Origin of the sequence: Fibrobacter sp. UBA2449 (genome assembly GCF_002342555.1) — a bacterium.
Lineage (GTDB): Bacteria > Fibrobacterota > Fibrobacteria > Fibrobacterales > Fibrobacteraceae > Fibrobacter.
Genome location: NZ_DDQF01000010.1, coordinates 109,103 through 131,682 on the forward strand (window position 1 = coordinate 109,103; position 22,580 = coordinate 131,682).

Genomic DNA, 22,580 nt, shown 5'->3' on the forward strand with positions numbered 1-22,580 from the left:
AACAATGAATGAAAAAGATTGTTAGCTGCATTATATCAATAGCTTGTTCATTGGTTTTGGCAAAGCCAATGGAAAGCATAGAACGTTACAATATAATTTTAGTCCATGGCGCTGCGGATAGTTTACAGGGGATTGATTGTTCGTTGAATGCACCAGGGAATCCGCTTGATTACTGGGAATACAAAAATAATGCTGATACGCTGAAACGTATAGAAGGATATGTGCGCTATTCGCTGTTAGGTGAAAAAACAACATCTAATGCCACCGGTATGATGAAAACCTTAACTCGCTGGATCGCAAAAAAGATATTGGATGATGATATTAAGGACAGAAGAAGTGTCTATCTAAATAGGCCGTTTGTTAATCCGGCTAATACCCCACTTGTCAATGGTGACGAAATTGGAAGTAGGGTGTGGAAGGGACGAAATCAATGTAAGATCAGGCGCTCGTTGACGGAAGAAGCTGAAGAAATACATAATCTTGGCCGAGATTCCTTGCTGCTATGGCGAAAAGATGCCTCCATTTATAGGGGGTATGATGATTCAGTTGGTTATCGAACTCATCGCAATATCATCATATCCCATAGCATGGGAGGTCTTGCTTCCCGAGAATATGTTCAGGGAGATGGCTACAACGACGATGTTGACAAAATCATTACCTTGGATAGTCCGCATAGGGGCACATATTCGCTAGATGGGCTCCTTTATATGAAACAATATGCCCTGGTCAAGTCTGCCGAGGCCATTGCGCAAATGTCTTTTTTATACGGCCTTCGCTGGGTTTTGAACAAAAATGACGTTACTATGAACCAGACGGCGCTTAATGCCGTTGCAACGGGGTTGGTGGGGCTTGATGTCTTGAATGGCGTCGTAGATGCAATTGTTGATTTGGCTTTGAATTATGGATTCACGTACGAAGATTCGTTGGCGGGTTATATTTATCCAGAATCCCCAAGCTTGATAAGGCTTAACGGAAGAGGCTGGAATTCGACGTCTCCGATGTACAGGGTACTATATAGCACAGGAGGATTGACGTTTGGGTCGGAAAAAGAGTATCACCAGAAATATTTTTCCATTCTTATCCCGGATGGCCTTTTCGCCATGGTAAAGAATTTTATTGCACAGATTTCGCACACTGAAATAGACAATCCTGCTTATTGGAATAATATTTGGTCAAGTGGAGTGTTGGGGCTTCTTGGTGGCTTGAGCCTTACGGACCATGGAAGCATTTTGATTCCTCATTGGTCGGGAGCAGGGGAGAATGTCGCAATATTTGAAGATCCACAAACGGACTTGGTTAAGGTTCCTTTTGCTGCAAATGAGCATGTGGATAATTACAATACGGTTGCAAATGTAGTTGGTATTAATGTGGCCGCAATCGCCGCCTTGTATACAAGTGAAGCCTTGAACGCCGTTTCTCCTGCGGCGGTGACTGCCGCTAAAACGGGTATTGCCATATCAGCCGGAGCTGCATTGGCTGCATTTGTCGGCCCTGCTACGATTGAGGCCGTCAAGGATATGACGGAAAATCATAAAAATCCCTCGCAAGCGGATTGGCAGGAGAAACAGAAATCGAGAAATAATTCATATACTAAAGTTAATGGAACAAAGGAGACTGTAGAATCGTATTTGCTTGAAGATTTGTTGTATGAGAAACCCTTTGTTAATCTATCTGTACATAATATAAATGATTGGACTGAATCTATTGATTCTACGAAGATGGACTCTTTGGGATTGTATGGAGCAAATGGCAGTCTTGCGGTCTTGCCGATGAAAGCGACCCGCAGAAATCTCCTCAAATTTACAAATCGTGCGGATTGGGAGAAAATTGGTGTAAAAACTGAGCGTTGGAATCGTGTGGATGGATTGGACGAAAACGATACTCTTGCCCCAAAGTCTGTTCCCATTCGTCATGTGGAACGTTATGAAGTCCCTGCGATAACGGTTGAAGGTTGGATTGAAAAGTACTCTTTTGTTGTTGACGATTTGATGCCGCATCGTTTGCGTCAAATAACCATGAATTTCAATTTTCAGACAGAAATAAAATGGGAATGTAATGTCAAAATAGACCCGAAACTGGATTCTGCCTGCGCTGTGTATGCCGACAAGAATGATGGCAACGGGCTTCAACAAATAGGCAAGGTTCCGCATCCGGTAGACAAGAATGGTGATTTTACCTTTATTCCTGCTAATTTGCCGGATTCTGCGTTCAAGAACCTGTCCTATTTCCAGAAAGATAACCAGAATGTAGTCACCATCAGTACAGTGAATAAAATCGGGCTTACCAATACGCAAAGGTTCTTCTATTTGGCGAAGATGACAGAGGATCTATACGAAGCCAAGTGGCCTTTGCCGAACATTGTTGTTACGGGGGTTGACAACTTTAAATTGACTGCAAGTACTCTAGATTATCAAGGATTCCGTATTGACTCTTTGAGTACGGACACCATATTTGTAGATACAGCATTTACCAAGGACTCCACTGTTGCCGCAAATGCAAGATTTGCGGAGCTTCGTATGGGCTTCTCTTCCGATGGTAAGGGAGCCACGTTGACATCGGCACAGAAAAACTCGAATGTTCCCGAGGGACATTATATCTGGAAAATCAATATTTCGGTGGCCAACGATTCGGATCATAGCGTTGTTCCTTATATCGTTCCTTTTTCTGTTGACAGTACTCCGCCGCAGGTATCCCTTTCCAGGGAGCATGGCCGACTGAATCCTAACCGAACCAATATTTTAGCCCGAGTTGTTAATGCTGATTCTACGCCGGATATTCGTGCCATGCGGGCATATATCAGTAAATGGAATGGAAACCGCTTTGAATTCCACGCCAAACTTCCGTCGCTTTATGATGTTTCCAATCCAAATTTCGCAATCTTCCGTGATAGCAGCATTCATCTTGACGATGGCAAGTATCGTTTGAATATTTTCGCGATAGACCGGGCTCTTCCCGATTATGATGCGTACGAAAAGGTTGCTGGACTTGTGAACAAGATTGTAACAGGAACCGATACGGAAAATGACTGGAATAAAATTGATTCGTTGGCACTGAACAAGACCCGTGATTCTGTAGAGTTCTATGTGGATACGACCCCTCCTGTTTTTACTTTCAGCGATGTTCAGGCTGAAAAGTTAAATTCTGAGTCGTCTCCGTTTACAGGGCCAGAAACAGTAGATTCTCTCTTGTATATAGGTGCCGATGACAGGTTGAAAATATCCTTCAATGTGAAGGAAAATAATATAGATAGTGCCAGTGCGGTTAAACTCTATTATTCGTTCATGCATTGGCCTGATACCTCTGCTGCCGATCGAATGGGGGACTCTGTAACGATTGATTCTGCTGATGGTTATAATGGGAACTGGCTAGAAAATGACTATATGCTTATCTCGGATGGCGATTATAGAATTAAGGTGGTTGCTGTAGATGAAGCCGATAATGAGTCCGAAAAGAAATACAATAAAATTGTACGTGTTGATAGGATTTCTCCAAATATTGAAACCTTGGTGGCGACGAAACTTGTTTATCCAAAGGGTGATACCGCATTTGGCGCAAAGCTTGTCGTGAATCAAAAACATGATGCCGATGGCAACCGCACCGGGTTCCGTTGCTATAGACGTGTAACGGGCGCGAAAAAGACTAGTTCTTGGGAATATATTGACAATGCTTTTGTTAAAGATACCGTTCGTTTTAATATTAAGGCTTCGGATGTAGATACAACTACAGGAAAACGTTATCTGGAAGTAGGTTGTACAGATGCCGCCGGCAATATAAGCTATATGACAGATTTGTTCTATGTGGGAACTCAATATCCTGAAATTACATCTCCTACAGATACGACGAAAGGACTTGACGGGGCTATTCTTGCAATCAAGGGCGTCGCTGCCGCTCCCAGTGCCAAGTATGAGATTACCGCGCGTTATGAACTTTCATACAAGTGTCTCAATCCTGGCTGTGATAATTCATGGCATACGGAGGGAATCTCTAGAAGGGATTCCAATAGGACTCAGCCTATAGAGGGTGTTTTGGGCTTCTGGAATCGAAAGGCTCTCAGCGGAAATTACATGCTGAAATTGGACATGATTCCCTGCGATACATGTGCTATATTGTCCGACTCGACAAGAATATATTTGGCAACCTACGTGCCAGATTCTTCTGACCCGCTGATGAATTTGCAGGTGCAAGACACCGTGTATGTTGATTCGATAAAATCTAAGATTTTGTATTCCATGCAGGGAGATAACCTGTCCAATTACAGTGTCCGGGTCTATGGCTATGACGCGAAGGGTGTTGCCTTGTTCGATGCCGGCACGAACCGTATCAAGGGAAATCCGTTCTATGGAAATCCGGTGGATGAGTCTAAGACGCAAGGTATTTGGTTTTACGGAGATTCTGTGAAGTGGACTTTGAAGTGGAACGGACTGAAGGCTGATTCGCTAGTCTTGCGCTATGATTCTACTTCTACAGTGATTTCTTGTGTTGCGGCTAATAAATGTGAAAAAAGGCTAGATTCCAGTAGTTCAGTAACATCGCCGTCTTTGCTAGATTCGTTAATATCTCCCATTCCTGAAATGAATCCGATTGTGAATGCGAATGCTATGATGATTTTGACGGGAGAATCAGGAAATGTGACCATTCAGAGTAATTCGGCATTTTCTGTGAATCAGGCGATAGATACGCTGACTGTGCTTCCTGTTTATTTTGGTTCGCGTTCCGAGAGCGGTTTCCCTGGGGTGGGGGCTGTGCCTGTGTATTCCTGGTCGGTGGATCGAGAAAACTATATGTTCAAAAAGGAATGGAACGGCCTGAGTGACGCAGGAACGTATCCGGCAGAAGGGTTCGCTACAATCTATGCGGAAGCCGTTGAAAAACAGGCTATCGGGAGTGCACGCGTATTCCTGGATTCTGCAAAAGTGTTTCTTGCTTTGCCCGGTTTGAAGGTTGTTTTGCCGTCAGACACCTTGCCTCCGTTCAAACTTTTTAAATTGCCGAAAACAGTAAGCGCATTGCCGGATAGCGTATCCTATGTGGTGGGGAAAATGTCTGCCGATTACGGAATTCGAGGACGTAAAGCCTATGTGAATGCCTATGTTACGGCCCCTGATGGAACCAAGATAGATGTATTCGAAAATGAACTGAAAAATGCCGGACCGAATAATGCGGCCTATACACTTATATGGAATGGCATGAAGGAAAAGGATCACCCTGTAACGAATACGGGGACTTATACGCTGACAATCAAGGCGGTGGAAGCGTATCCTGTAGATACGGAGAATGTGCAGGTGGATTCTATTGTGGTCCCGTTTGAACTTGTGGTCGCCAATAATCTGAATCTCGTAGAGTTGAAAAACGAAAATTCTAATGGGCTGTGGTTCGACATTCGTGAGGCTGTGGACGATACGATGCATAAAGGCGAGAAACGCTATGAGCCGATTGCCGATTATCTGGTGACGGCGGATGTGTCGGGTTACTACCTTCCTGAAGAGTATCAAAAGCCTTACGAACTTAAATCAACAATTATAGGAACGCAAAATGCAATCGGATTCAAGCTGGAACGTTTCAGTCTCGGAATCAAGAGACAGAGAGAACGGCTGGATTTGGTGTACTTGACCATGGTGGATCGTCATACAGAGAAAATTACTGGTTCGAATCGATGGACTTGTGGTGATCGACATGCTAGAACGGATACGGTAATAACGCAGGGTGTTGTAAGTTTTAGCACTAGTGCAAAGACAAATTTTGTTTTGGTTGATATTGTAGCTCAGGATGAAATGGGTTATGACAACGATAGGGATGGCGAAACAAAAATTGATTTCTTTGTCATGCTTTTAAAAGACTGGAATGAATTTAAACCAGCAAAAAATGGTGAGATTTCTGTCAAAGAATTTATGGATTTAAAGAATAACAAAGCTGTTTGGAAATTGACCGATTATGTTGATACGAATAGCTCGCAATACTCTGCGAATAGCAACGGAATCCATATTCCGAGACCTGACGGCAACTCCCATCGCTTTACAATTATCTCTAACAAAGATATAAATTGTGAAGTAAATATGACGATGAATGAAGATTCTCTGAGAATTTGCTCTTATGATAATAAGGCCTATAATCCTGAGGCGAAATTGTTTGAAGTCTCCATGTTTGGCAGGAGCGATGAGAATGTGTTTTACGAACACTATATACCATTAAATCCAAGTTGTTCACATGAACGATGGAGGGAAATCGCTTTTTACATACAGCTCACAATTCCCGATTCCTATTGGAATGCTGGCTTTGGTTATGATAACTTGGTGAACCGAACGATTCGATTTGACGGAACAAATGCGAGTATTTATAATACTGGTACGAGTGGTTATATGGCTGCTTTGCAGGACTCGGTTATTGGGAAGGCAAACCTTGATTCCAATGTAAGAAATCGAGCTAATAATTTCTTTGATGGAGATAAATGGACTTTCAATAAATCCTATGGTAAACTGACACCGTATGAGACTCAACACCTTCCGTTCTTTGGGGCCGATGTTTTGTCGGGAGCGCCAAATGCGTTCCTGTTTCCTGATGAAATACCCGATACAAACCTAATGTATCCTTCCTATTATGAAGTGAAGTTTTATAATGATGATTCAGAAAATTCGATTACGAGACATTTTGTTGCTATGGTTCATGGCTATCAGAATGGATTCCCTAATAAATGGGTTTTGAACAGTTTTGTAAATAATTCTTTAAGAACGCCTTTGTTGGATCACGGCTCTGTTGATTTCTATGTTTCGTTAAACAAGTCTTATGGTGCGCAAACTGCTGATACTGTCAAGTACATTATTTCGAATCCTGCGCCAAACCCAAATGTGTGGAAAAATTCTCTTGAAAAGGATTCTGTTAAATTTTATACTATGGGGTCCAAAGTCCACTATTATCCAGGCGACTTTAATGATGAAACTTGGGCTGGCGTGTATTTGACCTCTTCAGATAGTAATGGGTTCTTTAGAAATCCTTTAAATTCGGGCGGCAATAATGAATCGGGCGAACTTGCGACTAGCCGATTCTTCGAATCTAATAATTTGGAGTCGTATTCTGCATTGAATTTGGATAGTGCACAGATAAAGGATTCCTCAATTTTTGAAATGACCGTGACTTTCGATAAGGAAAAGTATGATTTAAAAAAACATGCTTTTTATATGACGCCCTTTGGTTTGCCAGTAAATGCCAGTGTTGGGATGAAATATGACTATACTTTCCCTGATTCGGTGCATTGGGTCTATTCGAACGATACACTATATTACAATGCGGATTCGTTAATAGAATCGCTTGTGTATAGACGAACCAAGGCGTTTCCGATTCCAGAACTTTCAACGCCAGTAGATTCGACAATTCTATCAGTTGAAGATTTGGTGAGGTATGGCGACTCAGGCCAAAATAGAGTTGCTCTTATGAATGGAGAATGGTTCAAGGAACGACGAGTTGGCTCTGCGGAATTGACTCACTTGGATGGTAGTGAACATTCGCATTTCATCGTGGACATGGTGGATTCTTTAGCTAATAATCTTACTGTCCGTTACAGGGATTCTGTTTTGTTAAAACGTCCTCATGAATATGTAGAGATGGTTGGCCGTCTAACTTCTGGAATAAATTATGATATCTCCTATTTGAAAGATTCTGTATTCCATTACATTGGTTCCTTTACAGGAACTGGCAAGAGCGAACATCTGAAATGGTTCGATATGAACCATTTGCAGGGGAACACTTCTTTTATTCTTACTTGGGGTGGCTTGAACGGGTCTTCTAATATGAATTATGCTCAATATGACTTGAATGTTGGGACCCCAGTGGGAGCTTCTGATGACAAAACTGTAAAATCTCTATTTGGCGAGGTCTCAGTGTCGTTTGGCTCCGGTGCTATGGATATTCCACGTGATGTGACGGTTCGTACGACTTCAGCTGAAGAACACCAGTTTGATGTTTTTAATAATGCTGCGTTGACGGGGCCGATAATTGAAGTCTTGCCATCCATGGAATTCACGGATAGTACAAAATATCCACGTATCCAGATGAAACTTTCCAGAAATGAAATTGAACAGGCAGGGCTTTCGCCGGACAGAGTGCGATTATACAAGGTGGATTTCAAGAATGGACAGTTTGTCCCCTTGTCTCATGTTTTGTATGGTTATTTGAATGATAAGGGTAAGGCTGCTGTAAGTGGTGCTAATGCAGATAGTGCCACCTGCGAAAGTTGGGATGATTCTGGTTGTTATGATGAGAACAACTGGGCATATATGTTGATTTCCGGTGAAACTGCTACGTTCTCCGTTTTTGCGGCTCTGGATTCCGTGAAGGCATCTACGAAGATTATTACCATGGAGATTCTGCCGGAAGTGGCCGTGACTTTGGAACGTGAAATTCGTATCGTTGGGTCTGCTGATTTTGATTTGTATTTGGATAGCGCGTTGTCGCAAAAACTTTCGTGGCGAAAGGATTCGCTTGGACGTGTGATGGTGACTCTTCCAAATCAGGATTCCACCTATATCTATGGTGTTGCCAGAAATGCTTCCGGTGAAGAGGGCTTTGACCGCCCGGTGAAGGCTTTGGCAATCGTTGTTCCACCGAATCTTGTGTGCAATATTCCACTGGATACATTATGGTTGGGCTTGGATAACGGATATATGGAACTTTATCCGAATTGTAATCAGCCTGGTTTCGGAGTGTTTACCTTATATAAAGGTACGAAGGGTGTTGCAAACAAGAAAGGAAACTTGCAAGATACTCTACGATTTGATGGTGAATATGGTGGATTGAAAATAAAGGATGGCGTTTATTCATCTCGTTATGATGCTAGTTCAATGGTTTCTACGCAGGCCCAATTTGTTGGACCAGTTGTCATTACAGACTCTGCGCGACCGATTATAACTGAAGAGAGGCTGGAAGAATCTTCGAATGCAATTGATCGACACTTTGATGTCTCGTTCAATGTCGTTGATGGCGAATCTGGCATATATAGTGTTAAATTGTATTGGATTCTTGGCCAAGATACGTTAGGGACAACCTCTGTACTTCCGGATTCTTTGGGTAATGTGTCTGTATCGAAGATCATTTCTCGTTATGCAATGGATAAGTGTTTGGGCTGCAATTTGACTGCATCTATTGAGGTTCTGGATTATGGTCATAATTTGGCTACACGGAGGCTTGTTTCCGAGGAATTGTGGCCGTATCCTATGGGAATTGCCCTTTGGTATCCGGCATCGGAAGGCTCTGGCAAAACTGCAAAGGAAAGAATCGGTACCGGACATCACTTGAATCTATCCATGTTCCACCCGTGGCTTTCGGGAAGTGGCTTGTACTTCTATCATCCTGGAGATAGTGCTGTTGGTGCAGGAAGGGTGGATCTTGGTACGAGTAGCGAATACTCTATGGAAGCCCGAGTGAGTCCAGGTAATGCTCAGGATACCCTGTGGCGCAGGGTGATGGGATTTGTGGGAACTTCTGGCATGAAGATAGAAGTCCAAAATCAAGGAAGAAACTTACGCCTTGTCGAAAATAATAAGACATGGACTTTGCGTGGGTACTTGTCGCCAAATGCATGGTCCCATGTTGTTGTTGCCGTAGATTCACAAGATGTCCGATTCTACATTGATGGGGCTATGGTGAAACGCATGGCCGCAACACCGATGGAACGTGAGCTTTATGGAACGTTCTCCATGGGTGAGCTAGAGAGTAAGAATTTTGTCGGACATGTTGCTGATATCCGGTTCTATACAAATGCTCTGAAGGCAGATGAAGTGCTTGCATTGACTCTGCCCATAACTGACGAGAACGATACTTCGGAAATCCACACGATAATTGTGCTTGGTAATGAAATGGAAGGTGTTGGCAGACAATTCTCCTGTGCCGTATCAGGAAATGGTTTCTTCATTGGAAGTGGTGCTGGAACGAACCTGAATATGTCTGTCGATATTCCTATGTCCGCTGACTACAAGGCACTCGTCTATGCTCGCTCTGCGACAAAGACGAGTGCGATGGTTGAAATCGGAATGCAGGATGCTACAATGTATTCCGGTTCCGTTAAACTTGAGAATACTTGGAGACCTGTAGAAATTGCAAATGTAAAGATTCCGCTGAATTCTGGTATGCAACGAATAGAATTGAATATTCCCGATGGAGTCCAGATTGCGGGCATTGCGTTCACCAATGGTGATGAAGTGAAACCTTCTCAAATTTCTTGGAAGTCTAGTAGCGAAATAGCAGGTAATGAAACAGTTGTTGTGCAAAAGGTGAAATCTTCTGTGCGTTTTGAAGGATATCCTTCTGACAAGACTATGATTCGTCCTCGTATTCGCTTGAAGAATGTTTCTTCTGAAACGATAAATGGCTTCAAGGTCCGTTACTACTTCCGTGGAGAATCTCCAGAGTCTGTTAACGCTGACGCGTACTTCCCACGGGAAGATTCCCTTGGTCTAGTTGTTAGTGGAGAAGGCTATAATACTGGCTATGTGGAGTGGGCGTTTGATACTACGCGTATCTTGCCCGGCGGACGTCCATACTTTGGTGAAGGTCCACTTATGGGCATATACAATGATGGAAATGTCCCGTGGTATGCTGAAGATGATCCTTCTTATGTTCCTCCTGGAACGGCAGTCACGGATGCTGATGGCTTTATCGATGATTTCGGCGTCGTTGTTCTTGATGCGGAAAACAATCTGATTGGCGGCCATTGTGTGGAGATGGAGGATCCTATAGAAGCCATGCCTCCTTCCGTTCGCGTCTTTGCTGCTGATGTGCGTGATGACCAAACGAGGGCGAGCGAAATTGCACTGAAGTTGGAAAATCTGGGTGGTGCGTCATTACGCAAGTATGATGTCCGCTACTACTTCCTTGTTGAGGAGGGGCTGCAACCGATTTTTGATATCAATAACCAGCCTTTGTTTGTTGATGGTGCTGAGATGGTTACTCTTGGCAACGGTCGCTATCAGGTGAATATACATGTTGGCGATGTTTCCTTGGCTCCGCATAATATGTGGGCTGATGAATTCAAGTTTGCCATTCATGTGGAAAATTGGGACCCATTGTGGAATGCCTCTGATGATCCGTCTCATGAAGGACTTACAAAGTCCTATGTTGCTACAACGAAGATTTGTGTTTTTGATTCTACCGGCAAGAAAATATATGGTGATGATCCCGTCTGGGTGGAACCGAGAATCGTTGCGTCGCATGACAATCGGGATTCCTTGGTTGCCGATTATGGCTACGATTCCGGAGTGTCTGTCCCTGTGATACGTACTCCCGAGGGCTTGATCGTTTCTCTTGACGGCTATCCATATGTTCTGCTCGATCTAGTCTATGCAAATGGTATTCCAATCCGCAGAATCTATTCTGGCACGATAATGCCGGGTGAACAGTTTATTACTGTGGATTGGACGGGCATAGACTTGAGTCATACGTATCTTGTTCTGCGTAAGAATTCACAGATTGTGTCGACGAAACTTTTATCTAATTTATAATGGAGCTTGATTATGAAAAAGATTGTGCAAATTTTGTTGATCGCCTTTGCAACGACAAGTTGCTTTGCTCTTGATATCAATGCCGTATTCGATAATCAAAAGAAGGCTGCCTTTCCAGATACGGCGGAAATCATTATGCAGACTACAGTGACATTGCCGGGGATGGCTTCTCAGACTGTAAGGACGTCAATTCTGACTGCTGGTAGTGACAAGTCTATTACGACGGTCAAGTCGCAGATGATGAATATGCAAATTGTTAAAAATGGAGATATAATCCGTGTGACAGATTTGAAAACTGGAAAAAGTTTGCCTAGTCAGAGCGGGCTGCAAAATGAGCCTACGGATATCACCTCGCAAATGGGAAAACCTGAAGATTATAGGACTCCTGTAAAGGAAAATGGTCTTTGGAAAATTGTTCCTAAAGATGATTCTAAGCCTGTTTTTTTCTATTCAGACAAGAAGCGCCGTGTTGTGAAAATGATTGCCAAGATTCCTATGAATGCTCTTGGTGGTGTCGCTACTGCGGAAACAGAATATAAATATTGTGATAATAGTTGCCTGCTACCGGGAACACTTTCCAGTGCGGAAATAAAAACACTGATGCCTAATGCTCAGGTATCTAATGTGAAGGTTGATGTTCTTTCGGCAAAGCGTCGTAGCAATCTTCCAGCGGCTTTATTTAATGTTAAATAACAAAAGGAGGTTATATGAAACAATTTCTTTTCGGAATAGCTTTGCTTGGATTGTTGGCTTGCAACAGCGACGAAGGCTCGTCCACTGGGCCCGTTCAAGAATCGGTGACTGTAAACTGGTCTTTGAGTGGAACATTTGGTGGAGGAAAAGTTGATTCTGTAAATGTGGATACCCATGTGAATGGCCTGGTTTCTCGTTCTGGCTCTTCTAAGGTCCATCTGAATGGCTATGACACAACCTATTTTGAAAATACAGTCCAATTGACGCACTTGCAGAATATGACCCATGTTACGGCTTCCATAGATGCAGATGGCTACTTCTCGTTCGATAATATGGAATTATTCGGGCTGCGTGATGGAACGAATTCGGTTAGGATTACTCCAAGTGCGAAGCCTAATGTTGTCTTAAATCCAGAATCATTTATTCTGTATACGAATCGGTAGGGCAACGTTATTACATTAGATATGTTTATGAAAAAGACCTTGGCATTGAACTGCCGAGGTCTTTATGTTTTTTAAGGGAGATCCCCACCTTGGTGGCCATGCGCACTAAGCACTAAAGTGCTAAGTGCTGTTCGCCCGCCTTCGCGGGGATGACATCCTGCGGGCTTAAGCCTGCTTGTAGCTTTCCAGCGATTCCACGCTGAGGCTCTTCACAAAGTTATAGTGCTTCGCGACTTCGGCTTCGGCGAGGTTCAGGTACACCTTCACGCTCTTGTCGAACAGTTCCGGCGACTTGGTGGCATCGCGGAGGAGCAGCTGGCTCATCACGCAGTTGGTGGCCTTATAAGACCGTTCGGCTTGCACCTCACTCTCGCCGACACGACTCGTTAATACGAGCCGCTTTCGGCTCACGGCGTACAGGTGGCGGCCTTTTTTTATGAAAAAACGCAAATCTAGGGGTTTTTGTGACAAAAATGTAAGAAAGTGTTTGCATTATCGAAAATAAAAGATTATTTTAATGGTAAAGAAGGTGAAGTTTTATCAGGTGGCTTGGTTATGGCGGTGCAAGAGATTGGTTGTTTTCCGGAGATATTGCGTCGGGAACTGGAGAATTCCGAAATTCCGCTAGCCGTCTACCAGTTTACCGGCGGCTGCGTCCGGACAGTCCTCGTTTCGGACGGGCTTGTGCGCCTGCATGTTCCCGGTTCCTCGCGAGAAGACGTCATCCGCCTTCTCGACACGGACATGTACAGGGGCGTTCACCCTGAAGATACCGTCTACGTCGCGACCAGGGCTGCCGAATTCGCGAAACTCGAAGGTGGCCGCTACGAGGTCGTCTACCGCCAGAAGCTGCGCGGCGAGGATGCATACCGTACCATCCATGCGGTGGGCTACCATCGCTATCTCGAGGACGGCTCGAAGTGCGCCGTGGTCGTCTACGACGATGTTACCGACGCGCTCGACGCGAACGGGAAATCCCTCCAGAATTTCGAAGGCAGCGTCGTGGAGTTCCTGAGTACGGACAAGGTGGACCCGTTTGTCATCTTCGATGCGAAAACGTATGAGATCTATATGGTCAGCGCGTCGATTGAACGCGTCTGGAAACCCGTGAAGGCCTTTGATTCGGGAATCAAGCTGGCGGATTACTTCTTCAACGAAGACGAACTGACCCTGCTGCCGTCTATCAACGGCATCCTAGAAAGGGGCGAGGCGATTATCCGGAGTCCGCGTTCCGGGAAGTACCTGATACTGAACGTATCCCAGATTTCGTGGAAGGGGAAGAGCTCCATATTCCTGACCGTGAGCGAACATGCCGACCGCTATTTCGACCCCCTGACGGGACTTGCGAATCTGAAATATGCCCGCCTGTGCGGCGAGAACTATATCGACGAAATCAGGGAGGCGGGAGGCGCCCCGGTCCTTGCGTTTATCGATATCGTGGGGATGAAGCTCTACAATAGCGCGAACGGGTTCCGCAGGGGCGACGAACTCCTGGTGAACCTTGCGGATTGCCTCAGGGAACAGTTCGGGAATAACCTGATCTGCCGACTCGCGAACGACCACTTCGCGGTAATCGCGGACATCGACGGCATCGAGGAAAAGCTGGCCGAAATCCGCAAGTGCGTCAAGGGGGTTGTGTCGAAGATATCGATGGACCTCTATGTCGGAATCTGCAGGATAAAGGAACTCGATGAATTCCTGGAAGCGAGCGAAAAGGCGAAACTCGCCTGCAGCCTCCAGAAGAAGCAGGGCGACAAGTTTATCCGCTATTACGACGATGGCCTGCACAAGGATCTCCTGCTGCAGAACTACGTGGTGAGCCATATCGACGAGGCGATCGCGAACGGCTATATCAAGATTTACTACCAGCCGGTCGTCCGCACGATTACGGAAACGTTCTGCGGCATGGAGGCGCTTGCCCGCTGGATAGATCCGCAATACGGATTTTTGAACCCGGGCGTGTTTATCGGCGCGCTCGAGGATTCCCGCCAGATCCACAAGCTCGACAGCCACGTCATAGAGCTTGTCTGCAGGGAACTGCGCGACGAACTGGAACACGGCCGCCCGGTGGTCCCCGTGTCGTTCAACCTTTCGCGCCTGGATTTTACTGGCTGCGACATCTTCGAGGTGGTCGAAGGGACGCTCAGGAGGTTCGGGATAGGCCACGAACTCATCCGTGTCGAAATCACCGAGAGCATCATGGCGTCGGACCCTTACGTGCAGCGCGAAATCGAGCGCTTCCGCCTGGCGGGTTTCGAGGTCTGGATGGACGATTTCGGGAGCGGGTATTCCTCGCTCAACACGCTCAAGGATTACAAGTTCGACGAACTCAAGATCGATATGGCGTTCCTCTCGAACCTGAACGATGTTTCGCGCATCATCATCAGTTCGATGGTCCGCATGGCGAAACGCCTTGGCCTGAAGACGCTTGCCGAGGGGGTCGAGACGCAGGAGCAGATGGATTTCCTGAAAGGCATCGGGTGCGAGAAGGCGCAGGGCTACTATTACGGCAAGCCGCAGCCCCTGGCCGATACCATGAAGCACATGGAAACCAGGGGTATCGTCGTCGAGGACGCCAACATGAGGGCGGTCTATTCGAAACTGGGAAGCCTCGATTACCTGGTGGAAACGCCCATGTCGATTATGTCCTACGAGGATGGCGTGTTCAAGTTCCTGTTCATGAACAAGCAGTACGAGGAACAGCTCCGGAGTCTCGGGTTCACGAGCAAGAAGGAAGTGGAAGATGCTTCCAACAATCCCCAGAACCCGGTGTACTACACGCTGCGCGAAGGGGAGAGGATGGCCTACATGTCGCCATGCGAAATGACGTATGCGACTCACGGGGTTTATGTATTCGTGAGGGGGAGCCTGGTTGCCGATATCAACGGCTGCCACATATACAACCTGATGCTGCGCAATACGCACGTGAGCGCGTTTGACGGATTGCCCAACAACGAGAGCGTGACTGCTCCCGTGCGGACGAAGACGGTACTGCTCGCCGACAGCAACCCGCAGAACAGGGCGTTCCTTGAAAGTGTCTTGCGGGCGGATTACAACATGCTGATCGCAAGCGACGGCGCGCAGGCGCATGAACTCCTGCTGGAACACCGCAGGAACATTTCTCTCGTGCTGCTCGATGCGGGCCTCCCGAAAATGGACGGGTTTAGGCTCATCCAGGAATTCCAGGGAAGCAGGCGCGATCTCCAGATTCCGTTCGTCATGATGACGGACAACCTGGAACTTGCGAAGGAGAGCATCCGCCTGGGCGCCTACCAGTTTATCCTCAAGCCCATCACGGACAAGGGAATGATCAAGGCGAAGGTGGCGGGCGCAATCCGGCATGCGGAACTGCAGCACCAGATGGCGCTCAACTATATGGAGTATGTTCCCGGCGGCGTGGTCCTTATCAACGTCATGACTGGGAAAATCCTCTACGTGAATGCCCGTGCGCTCGATATCTTCGAATGCGGGAGCCCCGAGGAGTTCCGCGACTTCGTCGGCGCGAATTTCAGGAACGCTATCCTTCCGGAAGACTACGAGAAGATAGGCAACGAGCTCAAGGAACAGTTCGAGGCCGATGACGGCTCGACGAAGCAGATTTCCTACCGCACCAGAACGGGCAAGGGGAACATCAAGCGCATATACCATGTGGGCCGCGTCTACAAGGATACGCCGTATGGCCATATCCTTTCGGCGTTCATTTCGGAAGACGACATGGCGATGAAGAATTACTTTACCCGAAAGGACGCCTTTGCGAAGTTCATGGAATCGGGCGAGGCGACACACACGAAGTCATACGACAAGGGCTACAAGGGATTCCTGTTCTGGAACCTGACGAAGAATTCCCCGGTACTCCGGATGGACGGAATCTCGTATATTCCCAGGGAACTTGCCGAGGAATACACCTACGAGCTGCACTACAGTTACCTGAGTTCCCTGATGCTCAAGAGCGAAGATAACGTGCGCAACGCGCTGGACTTTACCCGCGAACGCCTGATTCTCGATTACCTGAACAAGTGCATCGTGCCGCCGCTCGACATCAGCTACGATATCGACGGCTTCTGTTTTACCATACGTTCGACCTTCGACATGATGATGGATCCGGATTCGGGAGACATTGTCCTGAAGCTCGTGAACGAATGTATCAAGACGACCAAGGAATAAGACATTCTAATAAACATCAACAAAGGAATATCTAATGAAAAAAGCAATCCTTCTGACAATGATCATTGGTATACTTGCCCTGGCTGGGTGCAAGAAGAGCACGGCATGCTGGTATCCTATTGAAGGGGGCCATATCAATCTCGACAAGGTGACTCGCATATCGTCTGAAGCACAGTTGTTGCTTTGGGCGGATGAAGATGTCGTGAAAAACGAATGGGGTATGAAGGAGATAAACAAGGATACCCTGATTAACGGAGTCATTACCGAGAGCAGTATCGAGAAAGCTATCGCCAAGTTGAAGTCGACGACAAAAAATTATTCGCATGCGAATGCCAATGCGTCCATGATATTTGACGGTTTTACGGTGAGGCTGCAGGATACGGACGACATTCCGGGCGGCTGGTCCGACAACAAGAGCCTTGTCAAGTTGCTGCAAATGTGGCTTGATGCAAAGAAAGATGTGGACTCGATGCTGTAAGGCTGGGCCCCGTCGTGTAACCTATGAAAAAATCCCGCGATTTCTCGCGGGATTTTTTGAGGGTGGGTGACCGGACTCGAACCGACAACATCCAGAATCACAATCTGGGACTCTAACCAATTGAGCTACACCCACCATGAGTGTGAGCCCAAATATAAAAAAGCCACCCCAAATTTCAAGGGATGGCAATAAAAAAGTCGCAAAAAAGGCCGGGTCGGGCGCCTAGCCGTTCTTTTTCTGCATGATGCGGATGAAATTCTCGCGCTTGAAGTCGTTCCTGTGTTCCAGGCAGAAGCGGGGATACACGGTCTGCTTGGGGAAGACCTTGATGGTAAACGTCCCGTCGCAGCCTTCGAGGCAGCACTTGAAGGTGAGGTCCATGGACTCCGTGTAGTTGTGGCGGAAGATGATGTTCTTGGACTCGATGCTTTCCACGTTCTTCTTCTGCTTCTGGCGCAACTTGATGTCGCGGTGCAGTTCGCAGTACTTGGCGATCGGGTGGCCCCAGAATTCGCGGCCGCAGCCGGGCTCCTGGCAGATTTTGAGCTTGATACGCTTCTTTTTCTTGTATTTGGGTAACTGCATACTGCAAATTTAATAAAAAAAACGACTGATTTGGCACATTTTCGCCGCGAAATCGTTTTTATAGGTATGAGATACTTTCTTTTCCTGAAATTCCGGTTTTTCCTGCCGTTCCTGCCCAGAACGTTCTTTGGACCTATGGGCATTTTGCTTTTCACTTTCGTGGCGGGATGCTCGCCCGAAATTATCCGCGAGGGGGAGGCGCCTCCTTCGCCTCTTGTCGTGACGGTCCTGGACGTGGGGCAGGGCCTCGCGGTGCTGCTGGAGTGCGGGGGGCGCTATGCTCTCTACGACTCGGGGCCCGATTCCGCGGGAGTCGCCGACACGCTGCGTGCGCGCGGCATAGATTCGCTCGAATGGGTGCTCGTGAGCCATTACCACCGCGACCACGGCGGAGGGTTCTTCGAGTTCGGATCGAAAGTCCACGTCCGGAACCTCTTCGTGGGGCCGGATACGTCGGGCGGGTTCGTACGCGACAGCGTGCTAGCGATAGCGCGTCGCGCCTCTATCCCCGTCGATACGCTGATGCGCGGGGTGTCCTTCGCCCTGTGCGGCGACATGCCGGAATCGGCACCTGCTCCCCGATTCGACGTGCTCTGGCCATCCGCCTACGTGCGCGAGGGCGGGAATCCGGCAAGCGTGGTCGTGCGCGTGGAGTATGGCGCAGGAACGGTCCTCTTGACGGGAGACCTGGATTCCGCGGGGGAGCGCCGCCTGCTGGAACTGTTCCCGACGCTCTCGGCCGACCTGCTGCAGGTGGCGCACCATGGTTCTGCGGGGAGCAGCTCGCTTCCCTTCCTTGCTCGGGTGTCTCCGCAATATGCGGTAGCGAGCGTTGGCGAAAAAAACCGCTACGGCCATCCTTCCGCTTTGGTTGTCCGTAAGTTCGAATATGTCCTCGGGGACTCGGCGCGTTTTTTCCGTACGGACAGGGACGGAAGCGTGCGGTTTGAACTGTGGCCCGGTCTTGGGGTTGTCGCTGACGGTGACTAGTCCTGGAATCCGATGCGAGCTTGGAAGTGGCACTGTGTCATGTCGCCCGCGTTCATGCCGAAGATATAGGCGTGGTGGTTCGTGTTCTTGAACCGGACGATATTTACTTCGCCTCCGAGCGGCACCTGCGTGACATAATTCATTTGTATGGAACGGATGCGGCGGCTCCTGATTTCTTCCTTGTCAAGGGAATCCATGACCCAGTCGACATAGCGGCAGTGGTTCACGTGCTTGTTCATGTCGAGGTCGCTGTATTTTGCGATTTCGGTGCGGATGACCTTGGGCTCGATTTCGGGATCCAGGATTTCCATCATTTCGGGAAGCGCATCCTTGCCGCGAAAAAGCGGGATGGGGAAGGGGCTGTTGGCCGGGTTCTCGGATTTCCCCGTCTTGAGGTTCACCAGAAGCCAGCTCGACGTGGCCTGAGCGATGGAGTGCCCCTGTGAATCGAGGATGGAATAGTCCTTGAGGCAGACCTTGTCCTTGTAGAAATCCTTCGCCCATGTCGATACGGAAATCTTCTCGCCCCAGACGGGCGTGTGCAGGATGCGGATTTTCATGCGCGTGATGACGGTGGTGTAGCCCGCCTGCATCATTTTCCAGAGCCCGAATCCGTTCCTTTCGGCATCGGCGATGGCGGTCTCTTCCATGAACAGGAAAAGGTTCGACAGTTTGAGGCGGCTGTGGTGGTCGCAGTCCGAAAAGCGAACTTCGAAGTCCTTGGTCGTGATTTCCTGTTCCATGGGGCACCTTCCTTTCTTGTTCCTTTCAATAATTTATAATTTTGAAGCATGGAAGATTTTCAGTTCCGTCCCTCTTACAAGCTGTTGCCGCCTTCTAAGTCTTTTAGCGGCGTCGTCCGCGTCCCCGGTTCCAAGAGCATCACGAATCGCGCCTTCTTGATTGCGGCGCTGGCCTGCGGAACGACAAGGCTGCACAACCTGCTCAGGAGCGATGACACGCGCTACATGGGCGAAGCGCTCCAGAAGCTGGGCGTGAAAATCGAATTTTCGGAAGATTTTTCGGAAGCGACCGTCTACGGCAACGGCGGCCCGATCGATGCCCCCGCGGATGCATCGGGCGAGAAGAAGGCCGAACTTTACCTGGGAAATGCCGGGACGGCGATGCGTTCGCTCTGCGCGGCACTGACTCTCGGCAGTGGCACTTTCTGCCTCTCCGGCGAGGAACGCATGAGCGAGCGTCCCATCCGCGACCTGGTCGATGCGCTCGGCACTCTCGGTGCCGAAATCAGGTATGTAGAAACGGAAGGGTACCCTCCGGTGACGATTCGCGCGCACGGCCTTGAAGGCGGGGAGGTCTCCGTCCGCGGCAACATCTCGAGCCAGTACCTGACGGCGCTCCTGATCTGCGCGCCCTACTGCAAGTCGCATCTGAAAATCCGCGTCGAGGGCGAACTGATTTCGGAACCCTATGTCGCGATGACACTTTCCGTGATGAGGCGTTTCGGGCTGAATGTAGAATGGCCTGCCGGATACCCCTACGAATTTGACGTGCCCCACGGAGTCTTCAGTAGCCCCGGCGATTTCTTTGTCGAAGGCGATGCGAGTTCCGCCTCCTATCCGCTTGCGGCCGCCGCTATTTCGGGTGGCCACGTGAAGGTGCTCGGCGTGGGCAGGAACAGTATCCAGGGCGATGTCGCGTTCGCCGAGGTCCTGCGGGATATGGGGGCCGATATCCGCTATGGCTCCGAGAACGGAGAAGACTTTATCGAGTGTGTCGGTCCGAAGGGCAAGCTCAAGAGCCTGGGCGATTACAGCGCCATCGAGATTCCCGATGCCGCCATGACGCTTGCTGTCCTTGCGCTGTTTGCCGATGCGCCTACGACAATCCGCGGAATCGCGAGCTGGCGCGTGAAGGAGACCGACCGCATTGCTGCGATGGCGGCAGAGCTCCGCAAGGTGGGGGCCGAGGTCCGCGAATCGAACGATTCCATAACGATTACGCCGCCCGAAACATTGCAGCCGGTGACCATCGAGACCTACAACGACCACCGCATGGCCATGTGCTTCAGCCTCGTCTCGCTTGGAGGAGTCCCCGTCAAGATCATGGACCCCGCCTGCGTGAACAAGACCTACCCCCAGTATTTCGAGGACTTTGAGAAATTTGCCAAATGAGTAAACTGCTGAAGGATTTTCTTGCTTTTGTTTTTCTCACGACGTCGCTTTGCGTCACGGTGCATGCCGAATCTGTAATCGGCAGGCCGGTCGGGGCCGATACGCTTGAATTCTGGGTGATGGACAACGGGCTCGGCTCGCAGAAGTCCATCCACAAGATAGTGAAGAAGTTCCAGCGCGAAACGGGAACTCCCGTGAAGGTTCGCGTGCTCAACTGGGGCGAGGCCTTTGTCGAAATTTCCCGCGCGCTTTCGGATACGTCGGGTTCCGCTCCAGACCTGTTGCAGCTTGGTTCTACATGGGTCCCGCATTTCGCGGCGACGGGCAAGATTCGCGTCCTCGATTCCATGCTTGCGCAGATGGATTCGTCAAGGTTCTACCCCCAGACCTACGTCGCAGGCCATATTGCGGACAGGCCCGGGATATACGCCTTCCCGTGGTTCCTCGATGTGCGCGCGCTTTTCGTGAATGAGTGGCTGTGGCACAGCCTCGGCATCCTGGAATCCGATATCGAGGATTTCCCGAAGTTCATGGGTGCGCTCCGCGAAATCAACAGGGGCGGGCTCAAGAATACGGAGATGAAACCGGTGGCCGCGTTCTCGCTTCCCGGAAAGGACGACTGGACCGGGCCCCAGATGATGGCTCCGTTTGTCTGGAACCAGGGCGGGGATTTCATCGTCAAGGATGGCCAGCGCTATAGGAGCGGCTTGCTCGATACGGCCACCTTGAAGGGCGTGGCGACCTATGCGAAAATTCTGGGTGATACGGAACTTGCTCCGTTCGCTCTGCAGGACAATTCCGAACGCAGTGCTGCGCGCTTCGTCCATTCGGAACAGCTGCTCCACTACAGCACCTCGGAACTGATCCGCCAGCTGGAGTATCCGGCTTCTGCGGGCGGGCTTCGTTCCACCGCTATTGCCGATGACGGAATCATGATTGTGCCTTTCCCTGCCGGCCCGCAGGGCCGCTCCACGTTCGTGGGCGGTAGCCACCTCACGCTCCCCTCGAATGCGGATTCCCTGAAATTTGAGAAGGCGGAATCCCTGCTTGCCTACCTGTTGCGGGTCGACAACCTGGATGCGTTCTGCCGTTCCGTCGGATTCCCTCCTTCGGACCGCGGCCTCATGCGTATCTGGATGCAGGACCGCCGGTATTCGCAGCTGATCAACGATCTTGAACATGGCCGTAGTTTCCCGAATATTCCGGAGTGGGGCGCCATTGAAAACCTGCTCATCGGCCTTTCCAACAACATGGGCAATATGTTCTCCGGGGAGGCGGATCCCGTTGCTCGTGCCCGAGAAATGGCCGGGCTCCTTCTCGAAACCGACCGCCAAATCGACAGTGTCCTCGGGAACGCGCCGCGAGTCGATGCTGGAGCGCCCCGTCCTTGGATCGAGGGCGTCCTTTCAGGAAAAATCGAGGAAGTGACGCCCGAGAATCTCAGCTTTGAACCGCAGGAACCTCCGTTCCCCGTGTGGCGTGTGGTGCTTGTCGTCGGTTGTATCCTCGTGGTTGCAATCTTTGCGCTGCTTGTGTGGCTGCTAGTAAAGTTTATCCGCAATCGCCGGTCGGGCGGGAGATCCGTCAGGTGAGATTCGCTCGATAC

The 22,580-nt window shown here is 48.9% G+C and carries 11 protein-coding genes and 1 tRNA gene; 8 read left to right on the plus strand and 4 right to left on the minus strand.

Annotated elements, in window-relative coordinates:
* Positions 1-8: 8 nt before the first annotated feature.
* From B4B27_RS06525 to B4B27_RS06535, 3 genes are read left to right on the plus strand one after another with little or no spacing between them, the layout of a single operon-like run.
* Positions 9-11,486, plus strand: a complete 11,478-nt coding sequence (locus B4B27_RS06525; RefSeq protein WP_290724877.1) for a LamG-like jellyroll fold domain-containing protein — start codon at positions 9-11, stop codon at positions 11,484-11,486.
* A gap of 12 nt (positions 11,487-11,498) precedes the next feature.
* Positions 11,499-12,179: a hypothetical protein gene (locus B4B27_RS06530; protein ID WP_173365225.1), complete on the plus strand. Its 681-nt coding sequence runs from the start codon at positions 11,499-11,501 to the stop codon at positions 12,177-12,179.
* A 14-nt stretch (positions 12,180-12,193) separates the two neighbouring features.
* Complete coding sequence (locus B4B27_RS06535) at positions 12,194-12,622, plus strand: hypothetical protein (RefSeq protein WP_290724880.1); 429 nt, start codon at positions 12,194-12,196, stop codon at positions 12,620-12,622.
* Between the two features lie 165 nt (positions 12,623-12,787).
* Here B4B27_RS06535 and B4B27_RS06540 read toward each other — a convergent pair whose 3' ends face one another.
* The gene (locus tag B4B27_RS06540; RefSeq protein ID WP_290724882.1) at positions 12,788-12,985 is read right to left on the minus strand and encodes an Acyl-CoA dehydrogenase C-terminal domain-containing protein; all 198 of its coding nucleotides are present in this window, start codon (positions 12,983-12,985) and stop codon (positions 12,788-12,790) included.
* A gap of 228 nt (positions 12,986-13,213) precedes the next feature.
* On the opposite strand from B4B27_RS06540, the gene B4B27_RS06545 reads away from it, so the two are divergent.
* Together B4B27_RS06545 and B4B27_RS06550 are read left to right on the plus strand one after the other, a co-directional pair.
* Positions 13,214-16,786, plus strand: a complete 3,573-nt coding sequence (locus B4B27_RS06545) for an EAL domain-containing protein (protein ID WP_290724884.1) — start codon at positions 13,214-13,216, stop codon at positions 16,784-16,786.
* Between the two features lie 34 nt (positions 16,787-16,820).
* Positions 16,821-17,264: a hypothetical protein gene (locus B4B27_RS06550; protein ID WP_290724886.1), complete on the plus strand. Its 444-nt coding sequence runs from the start codon at positions 16,821-16,823 to the stop codon at positions 17,262-17,264.
* Positions 17,265-17,325: 61 nt separating this feature from the next.
* Here B4B27_RS06550 and B4B27_RS06555 read toward each other — a convergent pair.
* Both B4B27_RS06555 and B4B27_RS06560 read right to left on the minus strand, forming a co-directional pair.
* Positions 17,326-17,399, minus strand: a tRNA-His gene (locus B4B27_RS06555).
* 87 nt (positions 17,400-17,486) lie between these two features.
* Positions 17,487-17,849, minus strand: a complete 363-nt coding sequence (locus B4B27_RS06560; RefSeq protein ID WP_173365230.1) for a hypothetical protein — start codon at positions 17,847-17,849, stop codon at positions 17,487-17,489.
* Between the two features lie 66 nt (positions 17,850-17,915).
* Between B4B27_RS06560 and B4B27_RS06565 the strand changes: the two genes are divergently transcribed.
* A complete protein-coding gene (locus B4B27_RS06565) occupies positions 17,916-18,839 on the plus strand; it encodes a ComEC/Rec2 family competence protein (protein WP_290724888.1) in 924 nt (307 codons plus the stop codon).
* On the opposite strand, the gene B4B27_RS06570 is transcribed toward B4B27_RS06565, so the two are convergent.
* Positions 18,836-19,582 (minus strand): acyl-[acyl-carrier-protein] thioesterase, encoded by a 747-nt coding sequence (locus B4B27_RS06570; protein ID WP_290724890.1) that lies wholly within the window; start codon positions 19,580-19,582, stop codon positions 18,836-18,838. The genes B4B27_RS06565 and B4B27_RS06570 overlap by 4 nt on opposite strands.
* A 48-nt stretch (positions 19,583-19,630) precedes the next feature.
* On the opposite strand from B4B27_RS06570, the gene aroA reads away from it, so the two are divergent.
* Both aroA and B4B27_RS06580 read left to right on the plus strand, forming a co-directional pair.
* Positions 19,631-20,974, plus strand: coding sequence for a 3-phosphoshikimate 1-carboxyvinyltransferase (gene aroA, locus B4B27_RS06575; RefSeq protein ID WP_290724892.1), 1,344 nt, complete (start codon positions 19,631-19,633; stop codon positions 20,972-20,974).
* Positions 20,971-22,566: an extracellular solute-binding protein gene (locus B4B27_RS06580; protein WP_290724894.1), complete on the plus strand. Its 1,596-nt coding sequence runs from the start codon at positions 20,971-20,973 to the stop codon at positions 22,564-22,566. Before aroA ends, B4B27_RS06580 begins: the two co-directional genes overlap by 4 nt.
* The last annotated feature ends 14 nt before the right edge of the window (positions 22,567-22,580 follow it).